Genomic DNA, 13805 nt, shown 5'->3' with positions numbered 1-13805 from the left:
CATACGCAAATACGCGCTAGCTCAAGTTTTTATCGCAATTACGCCGTTTAATAATAAAAATTTGAATTCGCAACCAACAAACTAAACGTACAAAACCCTAGAAAAAACTAGTAACTTGCATCCATAGGGTCGTCACCAAATAGCAGCTCACGTTCTTCGTGACTCGTCGTTCGACTATCAAGCCAACCGTAAGGCAAATGAACCTTCTTAGCGAAACGCACACGGCCACGCGGCGTGTCTAACAACTGTTCAGGCAAACGCAACGAACCGTCAAGCATGTTGAGATTGCGTTGAACATCCGCAATCGACTCGCACTCCATAAAAGCTTTACGAGTGCCCCCACCAACTGGGAAACCTTTCAAATACCAAGCAACATGCTTACGCAAATCGTGCACTGCCATACGCTCATCACCATCATAAAACTCAACAAGCAACTGCAAATGGCGCAAAATTACGGAACCAACCTCCGCAAGAGTTGGGTTAACACGCTCACTACTGCCCTCGCAAGCATTGCGAATATCAGCAAAAATCCAAGGACGCCCCTGACAACCGCGACCAATAGCCACACCAGCGCAACCAGTTTCCTTAAACATTGCGAGCGCATCTTCAGCACCCCAAATATCGCCGTTACCAAAAACGGGAATACTAAGAGCCTGCACTAATTCACCAATACGCTGCCAATCGGAATGACCACCGTAATATTCAGACGTAGTTCTAGCGTGCAAAGTTACTGCTGCGCAACCTTCCTCCTGCGCAATATGGCCAGCTTCCATAAACGTTTCGTGACTCTCGTCGATACCAACACGGAATTTAGCAGTAACCGGGATTCCTACCGGTTCACAAACTGAAACAACACGATGCAAAATTTCTTGCAGCAAGTCAGTTTTCCAAGGAAGAGCAGATCCGCCACCCCTACGTGTCACCTTTGGTACCGGGCAACCAAAGTTTAAGTCAACGTGATCTGCCATATTTTCGTCGACAACGATTCGAGCAGCCTGCTCAACAATAGCAGGATTCACACCGTATAGTTGTAACGAACGAACCTTCTCACTCGGCGCGAAACGGCATAAACGCAACGCTTTAGGATTACGAGCCGCCAATGCGCGAGCAGTAATCATTTCAGCTACGTACAGGCCGTCGGGACCAAATTCGCGACAAATTGCGCGAAAAGGCCAATTAGTAATACCTGCCATAGGAGAAAGAACCACAGGAGTGGAAACATGAATCTTTCCTAAATCTACTGGTTTGATGGCGAAAGTATTATTGTCGACACCAGTTTCGTTTTCCTGCATACGCGCATCTTTCCTTTGTAAAGATTGGCAAACATTGACGCTTATCGTCACGCTTACGAAATTAAATAGAATATTAAAGAGAACATTAAAGAGGACGTAACCTTATGCAAATCATGCATAAAGTCACGTCCACTTATTTACAATTTATATTTACAATTTATATTTACACTTGATTGAGCTAATACCTTGCTCGTGCACGGGCGCTTTAGTACAAACCGCCAGCTTGAGCAATTTTCACCGGCTGAGATTCATCTTCGCCTGTTTCTTTGGCAACATCCGTGGCACCGTCAGCTGCGCGAGTACCAACGATTTCAACAGGACCTTGCGGATACTTAACGCGCTTTTCGTTAATACGGCTAGCAACGTAGTCTGCAACCTTGTCCAAAGAAACGCGCTCCTGCTGCATTGTGTCGCGCTCGCGAATAGTAACAGCGTGATCTTCCAAAGTATCGAAGTCAACTGTTACGCACAAAGGCGTGCCAATTTCGTCTTCACGACGGTAACGACGACCAATAGCACCGGCCTCATCGTAGTCAATCGTCCAATCGTGCTGGCGAAGTTCAGCAGCCAAATCTTGAGCAATAGCTTGCAATTCTGGCTTCTTGCTCAATGGCAAAACAGCAGCCTTCACAGGAGCCAAACGAGGGTCAAGTCGAAGAACAGTACGCTTATCAACGCCACCCTTAGTGTTTGGAGCTTCGTCAACGTCGTAAGCATCGACCAAGAATGCCATAAGCGAGCGGGTAAGACCAGCCGCAGGCTCAATAACGTAAGGCACATACTTTTCGCCAGTAGCCTGGTTAAAGTAGCTCAAATCCTCGCCGGAATGCTTAGCATGAGCAGACAAATCGTAGTCAGTACGGTTTGCAATACCCTCAAGCTCTCCCCAATCCGAACCTTGGAAGCCGAATTTGTATTCAATATCGACAGTACGCTTGGAATAGTGGCTGAGCTTCTCTTTAGGATGCTCGTACATGCGCAAATTCTCAGGCTTCACACCCAAATCAACGTACCAGCGTACGCGAGTGTCAATCCAATACTGATGCCAGGCTTCGTCAGTTCCAGGCTCTACGAAGAACTCCATTTCCATCTGCTCAAACTCACGAGTGCGGAAAATAAAGTTTCCTGGCGTAATTTCGTTACGGAAAGACTTACCGATATTTGCAATACCAAAAGGCGGCTTTTGGCGAGTAGAAGTCATGACGTTCTTAAAGTCGACGAAAATACCCTGAGCTGTTTCTGGACGCAAATAGTGCAGGCTGTTTTCGTCTTCAACAGGGCCTAAATGCGTACGAAGCATCATGTTGAAATCGCGTGGTTCCGTCCAGTTTCCGCGGGTGCCGCAATCTGGGCAAACAATGTCTTTCAAACCGTTTTCAGGCATTTTGTCGCCGTGCTTTTCCGCATACGACTCTTCCAACTTGTCTGCACGATGACGCTTATGGCAGTTCAAGCACTCGATTAAAGGATCGTTGAACACGGAAACGTGGCCGGAAGCAACCCAAACTTCAGAAGGCAAAATAACAGAAGTATCCACACCAACAACATCGCCGCGCGTGGTCACCATGTAACGCCACCATTCGCGCTTGATATTATCCTTCAACGCAACGCCCAACGGACCATAATCCCACGCAGAGCGCGTGCCACCGTAAATTTCGCCAGCTGGGAACACAAAACCTCGACGCTTAGCCAAGGACACGACTTCATCAAGCTTTGAAACAGCCACAATACACCTTTTCGTAAAACTAGAAAATTCGGGTGAAAACGTTGCTATTATAGAAAAACCCTGTGACGCTTGTAAAATTATCGAAATAACACAAATTTATAGTTTGTATTGCATCTTAATTGCGTCGTCATTTGGTCGTGTGGATATTAGTGTGGTAGAGATTTGAGATTTTTCGCGCTGAGCGAAGGACGCTCGCGCGGATTGCGACGCGCTCGCTACGAAACTCGCGTTAGAAGTCCACTGGACTTCCAACTTAAGCGAGTTTCCGCTCCGAGTTGCCTTCGCGCGCTACGCTTTGAGCGCTTCGGCAGGTCGTCGCGCAGAGCCGAAGGCTACTGACAAGTCGAGCGAAGAAGAAAAATCGAAAAATCTCGGCGATAGACACGGTTATTAACGATTAGCACGCAGAGTTTAGGGGGATTTCTCTACGAGCACTAAAAGAGGACTGAGGAAGCAACATTCATAAAGAACAAAGCAGACATAAAAACCTTTAACAACCAGAGCGACGAAGGACGGGACGTGCGAGGAGAGAAGGAACGCTCGCGCGGGTAACGCGCTCGCTACTGAGCTTGCGTTGAAAGCACACCGTGCTTTCAACTTGAGCAAGCTCACGCTCCGAGTTGCCTTCGCGCGCGCAATGCTGCGCGAAAGCAGGTCGTCGCGCAAAACTCGCGCCACACCAAACAAATAGTAATATAAACTATAGGTTTGTTGACGCATTGTTTGACGTTACATTGTTTTGGTAAATTTGCGTAAGATTACGATTTTAAAAGGATTGTTACTATGAGTGAAAATAATAGCGAGAATACAAACGAGAATACAAGTAACAACACAGACGCTCACAAAACTAACACGGTTGCGGCGTTATGCATTGCTCCGAGCGGAGTTGGCGACGAGTTGAGCGAATACGTTGCGGACGCTGTGAAAGTTATTCGCGATTCTGGGTTGAAAAACGAAACAAACGCTATGTTTACCAATATTGAGGGCGAATTTGACGACGTTATGCGCGTTGTTCGTGACGCTACGATGACATTAGTTAACAAAGGATACCGCACGGGAGTAATCCTCAAGTTAGACATTCGCCCCGGCTTTAGCAATCAAATTGACGCAAAAGCCGCACTTGTAGATAAGATTCTCGAAGAACGAAATAAAGAAGAATAAAACTGAAATCAAATAATCTCAAAACTCAAAAAAGTTATAATAAAACAAAAGAAAGCAGGAATTTATGCTGCAACTTACGGCAGTTCAGAAAATATTATCCGATTTAGATGAAACCCAAGCAGAACGAGAAAAACAATACAAATACTTTCATCAACATCCTGAACTGTCAATGAAAGAAAATCATACAGCTCAAACAATTATTGATATTCTTTGCAAAGCTGGGATTGAAACAAAGCGAGTTGGAAAAACAGGCGTTGTGGCAGAGATTAAAAACGGCGAAGGTCCTGTTGTTGCTATGAGAGCGGATATTGATGCGCTTCCAATTAAAGAAAATTCAGGAAAAGATTACACTTCAACAGTTAGCACGCAAGACGAAAATGGCAAAACGGTTGGAGTTTCACACGCTTGCGGTCACGATTTTCATATTTCCAGCCTACTTGATGCCTTGAAGGCTTTTAATGAACATAAAGATGCTTGGAGAGGAACGTACATTGGCGTTTTTCAGCCTGGAGAAGAAACAGCTCAAGGCGCAAAAGACTTGGTAGAAAATGGCATTACGAGCATGATCGCAAAGCCCGACGTTTACCTTGGTCAGCATGTGTTGGGTGCTATTCCTGCAGGAACAATCGGTATTCGTCCGGGCGCGTTCTTAACTACTGCAGCTTCGATTCGCGTGCACATTTTTGGTAAAGGTTCGCATGGTTCTATGCCTGAGTTGAGCGTTGACCCGGTGGTTGTTGCTTCATCAATTGTGCTTAAATTGCAGACGATTGTTTCTCGCGAACTTGCAGCTAAAGATTACGCAATTGTTACAGTTGGCGCGCTTAATGCAGGAAGTAAGTCGAATATTATTCCTGATGATGCCGAGCTTTTAATTAACACAAGAACTTATAGCGAAGATACTCAAGAATTTGTGCACAATGCTATTGAACGAATTGTGCGTGGAGAGTGCGAGCTTGCAAGATGTCCTAAAGAACCAGAGTTTACGTATTATGATCGCTATCCGCTTACGAATAATGATCAGAATGCATCTTTGCGCGTGCGTAAAGCTTTTGATGAATACTTTGGAGAAGATTCTGTAGATATTTCGCGCGCTTCTGCTTCGGAAGATTTTTCTATAATCGCGAACACTTTTAAAACTCCTTACGCTTACTGGGGCTTAGGTGGTTTTGCGGATATGCAGAATGCTCCTGGAAATCACAATCCGGCATTCGCCCCAGATTTGCAGCCCACTCTTAATCGCGGATTAGAAGCTGCAGTTGTAGCAGCTTGCGCTTGGCTCGCTAGCGAAAAGTAATAAATCTTAGTGGGATACTAGGCATTTTTTACGCCGCCAAAACGTCGGTCGCGATGCGCATAACGGTCAATTGACCTCCACAGCGCTTCGCGGCCATAATCCGGAAAGAGTTCCGGCACAAAATCAAGCTCCGCGTAGGACGCTTGCCAAGGCAAAAAGTTGCTGGTACGCTGCTCGCCAGAAGTACGAATAACCAAATCGCAATCTGGAATATCCGGATTATATAAGTGATCAGCAATCATTTTTTCAGTGACACGATCACCTTTAATTTTTCCGTCACGAATTTCTTTAGCAATTTCGGCACACGCATCCGCAATTTCCGCGCGACCACCGTAATTCAAACAAAATACAACGTCGATAGTTGTGTTGTTCTTCGTAATTTCCTGCGCTTTTTCCAACTCGTCAATAACAGACTTCCACAAACGCGGGCGACGACCAGCCCAACGCACACGTACTCCCCACTCGTTCATTTGCGCAACCCTGCGGTGAATAATATCCCGAGAAAATCCCATTAAAAAGCGCACTTCTTGCGGCGAGCGCTTCCAATTTTCCGTAGAAAACGTGTACAGGCTCAAGTAGCGCACTCCCGCTTCAATAGCACCGGCAATAGTGTCAAAGACAACGGGTTCTGCGGCCTTGTGGCCTTCCGTGCGAATCATTCCGCGCTCTTTAGCCCAACGACCATTGCCGTCCATAATCACGCCAACATGGCGAGGAACCTTGCCCTTAGGAAAATCTGGTATGCGAGAAGGGTCACTAAAAGGTGCCGCCGGAATATTAAGCGACGTATAATCCACGTTTTCAAAAGCCATACTTAAGAATGTAACAACCCCAGTGAACGAATTGGACGCTCAAGATAATATTCAGCCCACTGCTGAATCAAGTAAAGCGTGGAAGAAGCGAGAGAAACATTGTCAAGAGACGGCCAATCCCCCTGCGCAAGTGCATATAGTTGAAGACGCGTATTATCGTCGCACAAAATCGACTCTGGAGTATGATCCAATGCGCACATAACACCACCGGCAGCGGGCGAAATATAGCATAATTCCTCAGTTTTTCCGCAAACTACGCAAGTTGTTAAACGTGGCGACCAACCAGCCAAAGACATAGCTCGCAATACGTACGATAATCCTATGGCGTCGGGAGCGTGCTTTCTTTTCGCAAGCGACGACAATGCAGCAATGAGAAGATTATACTGCCCCTGTGTATCTTGAAATTCGCGCACGTACTCATCTGTATATTCGTTGGAAACTAACGCATCTACGACTTCCAATATGACGCTAGCATACTCATACAGAGTATAATCAGCGCAAATTTCGCCAGCGTATGCTGCTACAGACACAGCCTGAGACACAACGTCAAGCGACTTTCCTTGCGCAAGAAGTACGTCCACTCGCATAAGAGGCTCAAGACGACCACCAAAACGCGATTTAAGACGCCGCACACCTTTGGCAACAGCACGAACTTTACCGTGTTTTTTGGTGAGCAATATGACAATCCTATCGGCCTCACCTAGAGGGAACGTACGAAGCACTACAGCTTCATCGCGATACACCGGCATGCTTTCACAACCAAATAACTACTTCGCGCTGGCTTGCGTAGCTACGAAACCTTCCACATTTTCGCAATTTTCGTAGCTTTCGCAACGCCGCAAGAAACAGCAACTAAACGAATACAATTCGAGCACGATTATTGCAAAGGATGCTCGCCAGTTGCGTCATCATCGTCTTCTTGTGCAATATCTTGCGCATTATCAAATAGGCTTGATTCGTCAACATGGCCCATAATCGGGAAGGAAAGATCTGGAATATCCAAGTTCAAAGGCTTGCTTGGTTGCACATTGAGAATCGGCATGTCGTAGGAAGAAGACTTAGATGATGCGCCAGTATGAGAAGCATCCTCATGTGCTGACGCTACCGGGAATATTGGGGCCACAGGAGCTGAAGAAACCACAGGAGCTTGATTTCCGTAAGCAGTATCCGCTGCAGCCTGAGACGCGCTTGCACTCGCTTCACGCAACGCAGGAGGGAACGAAGGAATAGCAGAAGACGCAACTTGATCATCAACATCGCGATGCGACGCTGTGGCAGCATGACGATGCACTACTGGAGGGAACGCTGGAGGCAAAGGAGCATAATCAGCAGCATCTACCGATTCAACAGAAGCGTGATTATTCTCTGAAACATTGTGTAACACAGTTGCACTCTGCACCAGCTCATCATTACTGTCTGTGTTGTCGTCAAGCATATTTGATGGCACACCCGCAGCAGTATGTGGAGTGAAAATAGAACGCTCAGATTGACGCAAAGCCTCAAACGAATCTTCAGAACCTTGGTTTACGTAGTCAACAGGGGTAAAAATACTCTGCTTATCGTAATCTGGAACGTGAGGAATTGTGGAAGTTTGCGTAGGCTGAGCCGCCTTAGAAGCCACTTTAGAAGCCACTTCAGAAGCCTCAGCAGCCATAGAATCAGCCGCATCAGCTGCAGCCGCAGAGGTTACCGTTGCTGACATAGTTGCAACCGGCTCCGGCGCAAATGAAGGTGCGCTCTGATTCTTAGATTCCGTTGTGTGATTAGTATCAACCGCAGCGCGAGTATGTGACACAGTATTATGAGCGGCGAACGCCGGCACCTTACTGTCGATATCGACATATTGAGCAATGCGTTCAAAAGATTCCAAACTGCTGAGCAAACGAACGCAAGTGCCCAAGTAATAATCAACCTGACGCTCATCATAGCCGCGCTTACCAGTGCACTGAGTAAAAATCACGTTAGACACATACATCGCATCAATAGTCTGCAATGTATCATCATCCGTTTCCCATTCCAGCTTATGACCGAGCATATTGGCAATTTTATCAAGCGCTTGATCGACCATAATATCCACTTGCTTGCGCGAATACGACGGACGATGAGGAATACCACTAGCAAAACGTTCACGATAGTCACGCTGAGCATGCTGCAATAATTTGCGATACAAAGCGTCGGCTTGTGCTTTCCATACCACGCGACCACACTTGGAAAGATCATGCTGCGTGCACTTATCTACTACTGCTCTCTCCAAACGCGACAAGGCAGCATCAACCTGGCCAATCACGTAACCATCATGTTCTAAATCGAAAGAAACGTCCTGAATATCTTGCTGAGTAAGTCTAATATCATCGCTTTCATACAACGCATGCGCACGCTCCAAAAAAGCATCTACCTGCGCTACGTTATAGCCTAATTTACGTTTACCGACACGCTCCATCCCCGAAGCATTGCGAGCGGTATCAGGTTTCTGAGCCATCGACTACCAACCTCCTGAGCAGATATTCTTATTCAGTATACTGTACGCGATTGTTACGACGCGCGCCACGCGTAAACTGATTCGTACATACCTTCCTGTATGTTTTTACTTTGTTGCGAAACGGGCGATTAGCTCAGCTGGCTAGAGCGCCACCTTTACACGGTGGATGTCGGGGGTTCGAGTCCCTCATCGCCCACGTTTGGTTTTTCTTTCCTCTTGGTTAAATTTTAGTTATTTTTTCTTTATTTAATTAGTTTAATTAGTCTAATTATTATTTTGGATTGTTTCTATATTTAATTAATTTAATCGTTATTTGTGCATATTCCGCTTCACATTGCAATTTGGCAGTGCTGCTACATTATGACCGGAACCGATAGTTTTCAATGCTTTATAAGCCTCATCAATCGTATTCACCCTCACCACACGCAAACCAGCAGGCACATGCCCCACTACTTCGTCGCAATTATCTTGAGGAGCCAAGAACCAAGTAGCACCGTCTCGCCGAGCTGCAATCATTTTTAAACGAATACCACCAATAGCACCAACTTTTTGCGATTTTTCAATGGTGCCAGTACCAGCTATAGTCTTACCGCCCGTTTCATTCGCTGGCGTTAACTTATCGAGAATTCCCAACGTGTACATCATTCCTGCAGACGGTCCACCGATATCTTCAATACGCAAACGCACCTTCACTTTCGTATTGCGTATGCCAAGATGTTCAGCAGCATACCGTAACGCAACACGTTGAGCAACGTTTTGGGAATCGTCCATCTCGTGCGTAGATTCCTTCTCGTACGCGTCTGCAGTTTGTCCAACAGGCACCACTGCCTCGCGAGGAATAAGTTCACGATGAGGATTCATCCACGAAGTAAGCGCATATAACGTCGGCACCTCGTAACCTGGGACTCCGGAAGTGCTCACTGTAAGCATAAGCAACTTACCGGTATCGCGATGCTCCTTCACACCTTCACCACTGATACGGATTACCGGAGAACCAGATATCTTACCCAACACATCTTGAGTAGGCCCAGGCGATTCCACAACGTAAGCACTCGGCAAAGTAAGCGCAAACAACGCTACGAGAACCATAAAAAAGCCTGCAAAATAACGAAAAGAATGTGAATCAATGTAGTCCGAAATCTTACGCACAACACGACGTAAAAAATTTGGTACACTTTTACACACAAAAGCATGCATCGTAGTAATAACTGCAGAAAACCCAGGCATGCTTTGTATCATGACACAACCCCTCTAAAAAGCACAACAAGACCTTCAAACAAAAACCATAACACCGAGTAGAATGGATGCTATTAGGCAGATAGGCACACCAAGCGGAACGCTTAAGCGAACTGGCGTTACCTGCTCTTGTAAGCAAGAAGGACACACTCATGAACGATGACGCAATTCACCAATGGCTTATTGAATGCTTCGGGCCAATACAGGGCGAAGAAGCGTGGAATCAACTTGAACAATTGCCTTTTGAGCTACGCGAACAACTCATGAGCCAAAGTCCCGACAAGCTTCCAAAGCCGGATGAAGTGCGCAATATGATGCAAGCTTTCAGTGCAGGAGGACTTAATAATCCTCACGAAATGGAGGCGACGCTTGAAGAAGGGCCTATTAATCGCAAACTTGCTCAATCTATTGCTTTACAAAACGCAACAGGAGATCAAGGAAGCGTTAACGCTGAGGTTGCAGATGCGGCTCGACGCGCGCTAAGCCAAGCAAACTTGTGGCTCGATATCACTTGCAAATTCAACCCTGCCCCGGGAACTCCAGCTATACTATCGCGAGCTGACTGGGTAAAAGAAACCTTGGGCGCGTGGGTAAAGTTTGCCAATCCAGTAGCAAAATCTGTGAACGAAGCATTTACTTCCGTTATTGCAGAACGATTCCATGACGTTGACAATGCTGAAGTAGCAGGGTTATTTGCAGGCGTAGTGCCGATTCCGTTGCCGGAGGGAATGAATAATCCGGCACAACTTATGAAACTATTAGGTAACACTTCGTTTGCTATGCAACTTGGTCAGGCAGCCGGCGCGTTATCTCACGAAGTGCACGGAAGCTTCGATCAAGGACTTGCGTTGTTGCAAAATCCTGCAGGCGGTTTGATTCCTTACAATTGCATTGAATACGCAAAAGTTTGGGAACTTGATATTACCGAAGTTATGAACTACCTCGCTTTGCGAGAAGCAGCCCACGCGCGATTGTTTGCGGAAGTTCCGTGGTTGATGCCTCGTTTTGAGTCACTAATTATTAAGTATGCAAATGGAATTAGTATCGATTTGGATGCTATGGAAGAACAGCTCCGAGACGTGGATGCTATGAATCCGGAAGCTATTTCTGGAGCGGTGAATCTGCAAAATATTGGCAGTAATGATTCTGAAGAGCAGCGTCAAGCATTGCACAGTTTAGAAACGCTTCTAGCACTAGTTGAAGGCTGGGTTGATTGCGTCACCTGGCAGGCAGGAATGGCTCACGTAACACATATTGAACAGTTGCGCGAAATGATACGACGCGAGCGCGCAGCGGGAGGTCCGGCAGAAGTCACTTTTGAATCGCTGCTCGGTTTGCACTTGCGTCCTCGTCGCATGCGTGAAGCAACGCAGTTGTGGGAGAAGTTAACGCGCGAACGTGGCGTTGAAGAGCGCGATAGTTTGTGGAGTCACCCAGATTTGTTGCCAATTTTGCCAGAAAATACGAATGAAGTTACGAAGGAAGCTAGTGGCAAAAATACTACTAAAATTTCGGTAGAAGATATAGCAGAAGATGCCGGTAGCTTTACGGAGAGTACTACGGAAAGTGCTGGAAATACTAAGGAAAGCATTGCAGAAAACCAATCTAATCAATCTACTGAAAAATCTGAAAAAAGTAGCGAAAGTAACGATAATAAAGATAATAACGAAAGTGCTACTGGCAGTACCAAAAATACTAATGTCGAAAAATCTTTTGAAAAATTAACAGAAGACGATTTAGGCGTAAATGATTGGGATGCTGAACTTAGCAAGTTACTAGAAGAGGACGCGCGCCAAAAGGAACAAAGAAAAAACTCGGGCGAGAATAACGGAAGCGACGGAACCGACGGAACCGACGGAACCGACGGAACCGACGGAAGCGACGGAAGTGACGGAAGTGACGGAAGCGGAAGTACAGAAAACCAGGCTAAATAATCTATCACGCAACTAAAGCGACATTTTCTTTACAGTCGCGTAAATAAAATAACGTTATTTCGGCAAAAAGTGACAGTTTCTTTACAAGCGTGTACAGAAAATGTCGAAATCTGGATGAAAAGCGACAGTTTCGTTACAAGCGTGTACAGAAAATGTCGAAATCTGGATGAAAAGCGATTATTTCTTTACAAGCGTGCACAGAAAATGTCGGAATTAAGCCAAGAAGCGGCTCGGTGTACGATTCATACCCATGCCGTTATCTTTGCGTAGCGCGTAAGAAAGATGCAACGTCTTTTCCGCACGCGTCACCGCCACGTACATAAGCCTGCGCTCTTCTTCTAGCGACTCTTGCGAGGAGGAAGAACCGAACGGAATAAGCCCTTCCGAGCAACCTACTACGTAAACATGCTCAAATTCCAAACCTTTAACAGCATGAATCGTAGATATTGTTACCGTAGATACGGAAGCACCACCCTCCGTCTCACCAACGTCACCACTCGCAGCACCAGTCACAACACCACTCGCGTCGAGCACATTTTTTTGCCAACCCACGTCTTTTCGCACACGATACGGCACTTTTAACGATGTTAACGCGCTACAAATCACCTGCTGCTGAGCATTCGTACGAGTCAGTACCGCACACTCCCCAGGCGTCGCAACTCCACTACTAACCAATTTTGCAATCTGCTGTGCCACTCCCAACGCTTCGTCGATATCCGTAGCAAAAACCTGTTGCGTAACACGCGAACCACCCTTACTCACAGCTTTTACCTTTACATAATCACGTTTATACGGCGAAGCGGCAAGTACGCGATTTGCAAGACCTATAATACGTTCGGTGGAACGGTAATCTGTATCCAAACTAATATCAGCACTAACCGGAGCAAATTCTTGCGGAAAAGCAAGCAAATCATAACTGCTTGCGCCGGCAAAAGAGTAGATAGTTTGCGCAGGATCGCCAACTACGCAAATATCGCGATTTTCGCCCATCCACAAACGCAACAGTTCGTGTTGCAAGGGTGAAACGTCCTGATACTCATCCACTGTAATCCAGCCAATAGTTTGACGAATACGTCGAGCAGCTTCCGGAAAAGTTCGCAAAATATGGCAGGCAAGCAATAAAATATCGTTAAAATCAATGCAATTACGCGCATTTTTTTCAATTTCGTAAGCCTCATACACATCGACAAATTGCTGCGCTTCTAATCCTGCAGGAGGTGTACGGTGTGTTGCGGCACAGACACGCATGTAATCGTCTGGAGCGATAAGCGAAACCTTTGCCCAATTAATTTCCGCCATAATATCGCGCGCCTGCAAAGCCGTCATCATAGCAAAATCAGGATATCTATTGAGAGCAGCAGCAATAGTATGCTGAGCATCGTTCATAATATCCGGGAACGGCGCAGTGCAAACATCGTCCCATACGCTTCGAATTTGCTGCAAAGCCGCAGAGTGAAAAGTTGCAATTGCAGCACCATCCGCAACTCCAAGTGCCGCAAGCCTGGAACGCATTTCTGACGCAGCTTTTACCGAAAATGTAACAGCAAGAACCCGGCTCGGATCCCACTTCCCCATTGCGCACGCATACGCAATTCGACGCGTAATAGTGCGCGTTTTACCAGCTCCAGCGCAAGCTATTATGCGCACTGGCCCCTCTACTGCCATTGCAGCCGCACGTTGCGAATCATCTAAGCCCTCTAATAACGCTTCTGGCGAAAAACTCATACCACTATTGTCGCAGCAAAGCCGACGCTTTTACAACAACATAGAAAATATGTGGATAAGTCTTCCCCCTCTTTCCTAAATAATCCTCCCCAAATAAACTACGACATACGCAACTAAAAAATGCCTGTTTAACAGCGTAAAAC

Annotated in this window: 10 protein-coding genes and 1 tRNA gene; 4 read left to right on the top strand and 7 right to left on the bottom strand. The window is 46.3% G+C overall.

Features of this window, described 5'->3' with window-relative positions; all coding sequences use genetic code 11:
- Positions 1–107: 107 nt before the first annotated feature.
- Together dusB and HXT56_RS00990 are read right to left on the bottom strand one after the other, a co-directional pair.
- Entirely contained in the window at positions 108–1292 is a 1185-nt protein-coding gene (gene dusB, locus HXT56_RS00995; RefSeq protein WP_421778214.1) for a tRNA dihydrouridine synthase DusB, read from the bottom strand.
- 205 nt (positions 1293–1497) lie between these two features.
- Positions 1498–3018, bottom strand: coding sequence for a glycine--tRNA ligase (locus tag HXT56_RS00990; protein ID WP_421778213.1), 1521 nt, complete (start codon positions 3016–3018; stop codon positions 1498–1500).
- A 783-nt stretch (positions 3019–3801) separates the two neighbouring features.
- Here HXT56_RS00990 and HXT56_RS00985 point away from each other — a divergent pair.
- A complete protein-coding gene (locus tag HXT56_RS00985; protein ID WP_116712336.1) occupies positions 3802–4179 on the top strand; it encodes an MTH1187 family thiamine-binding protein in 378 nt (125 codons plus the stop codon).
- Positions 4180–4243: 64 nt separating this feature from the next.
- Positions 4244–5476 (top strand): M20 family metallopeptidase, encoded by a 1233-nt coding sequence (locus HXT56_RS00980; protein WP_421778212.1) that lies wholly within the window; start codon positions 4244–4246, stop codon positions 5474–5476.
- A 17-nt stretch (positions 5477–5493) separates the two neighbouring features.
- Here the strand turns inward: HXT56_RS00980 and HXT56_RS00975 are convergent, their stop codons facing one another.
- The 3 genes from HXT56_RS00975 to HXT56_RS00965 form a co-directional block, all read right to left on the bottom strand.
- Entirely contained in the window at positions 5494–6288 is a 795-nt protein-coding gene (locus tag HXT56_RS00975) for an isoprenyl transferase (protein ID WP_116712338.1), read from the bottom strand.
- Positions 6289–6290: 2 nt separating this feature from the next.
- On the bottom strand, positions 6291–7037 hold the full coding sequence (gene recO, locus HXT56_RS00970; RefSeq protein ID WP_421778211.1) for a DNA repair protein RecO: 747 nt from the start codon (positions 7035–7037) through the stop codon (positions 6291–6293).
- Positions 7038–7165: 128 nt separating this feature from the next.
- A complete protein-coding gene (locus tag HXT56_RS00965; RefSeq protein ID WP_421778210.1) occupies positions 7166–8767 on the bottom strand; it encodes a cell division protein DivIVA in 1602 nt (533 codons plus the stop codon).
- Between the two features lie 122 nt (positions 8768–8889).
- On the opposite strand from HXT56_RS00965, the gene HXT56_RS00960 reads away from it, so the two are divergent.
- A tRNA-Val gene (locus HXT56_RS00960) sits at positions 8890–8963 on the top strand.
- Between the two features lie 113 nt (positions 8964–9076).
- Here HXT56_RS00960 and HXT56_RS00955 read toward each other — a convergent pair.
- The gene (locus HXT56_RS00955) at positions 9077–9964 is read right to left on the bottom strand and encodes a PDZ domain-containing protein (protein WP_421778517.1); all 888 of its coding nucleotides are present in this window, start codon (positions 9962–9964) and stop codon (positions 9077–9079) included.
- A gap of 191 nt (positions 9965–10155) precedes the next feature.
- Between HXT56_RS00955 and HXT56_RS00950 the strand changes: the two genes are divergently transcribed.
- On the top strand, positions 10156–11937 hold the full coding sequence (locus HXT56_RS00950) for a zinc-dependent metalloprotease (RefSeq protein WP_421778209.1): 1782 nt from the start codon (positions 10156–10158) through the stop codon (positions 11935–11937).
- A 213-nt stretch (positions 11938–12150) separates the two neighbouring features.
- On the opposite strand, the gene HXT56_RS00945 is transcribed toward HXT56_RS00950, so the two are convergent.
- Positions 12151–13662 (bottom strand): ATP-dependent helicase, encoded by a 1512-nt coding sequence (locus tag HXT56_RS00945; protein ID WP_116712342.1) that lies wholly within the window; start codon positions 13660–13662, stop codon positions 12151–12153.
- Between the last annotated feature and the right edge of the window lie 143 nt (positions 13663–13805).

This window comes from Gardnerella nova (assembly GCF_049244055.1).
Taxonomy (GTDB): domain Bacteria; phylum Actinomycetota; class Actinomycetes; order Actinomycetales; family Bifidobacteriaceae; genus Bifidobacterium; species Bifidobacterium vaginale_H.
This window is presented reverse-complemented; position numbering and strand designations above follow the sequence as displayed.

Coding starts and splice junctions, on each gene's coding strand:
- HXT56_RS00950 (WP_421778209.1), top strand. CDS start 10,156: ATGAACGATGACGCAATTCACCAATGGCTTATTGAATGCTTCGGGCCA.
- HXT56_RS00945 (WP_116712342.1), bottom strand. CDS start 13,662: ATGAGTTTTTCGCCAGAAGCGTTATTAGAGGGCTTAGATGATTCGCAA.
- recO (WP_421778211.1), bottom strand. CDS start 7,037: ATGCCGGTGTATCGCGATGAAGCTGTAGTGCTTCGTACGTTCCCTCTA.
- HXT56_RS00965 (WP_421778210.1), bottom strand. CDS start 8,767: ATGGCTCAGAAACCTGATACCGCTCGCAATGCTTCGGGGATGGAGCGT.
- HXT56_RS00975 (WP_116712338.1), bottom strand. CDS start 6,288: ATGGCTTTTGAAAACGTGGATTATACGTCGCTTAATATTCCGGCGGCA.
- HXT56_RS00985 (WP_116712336.1), top strand. CDS start 3,802: ATGAGTGAAAATAATAGCGAGAATACAAACGAGAATACAAGTAACAAC.
- HXT56_RS00955 (WP_421778517.1), bottom strand. CDS start 9,964: ATGCATGCTTTTGTGTGTAAAAGTGTACCAAATTTTTTACGTCGTGTT.
- HXT56_RS00980 (WP_421778212.1), top strand. CDS start 4,244: ATGCTGCAACTTACGGCAGTTCAGAAAATATTATCCGATTTAGATGAA.
- dusB (WP_421778214.1), bottom strand. CDS start 1,292: ATGCAGGAAAACGAAACTGGTGTCGACAATAATACTTTCGCCATCAAA.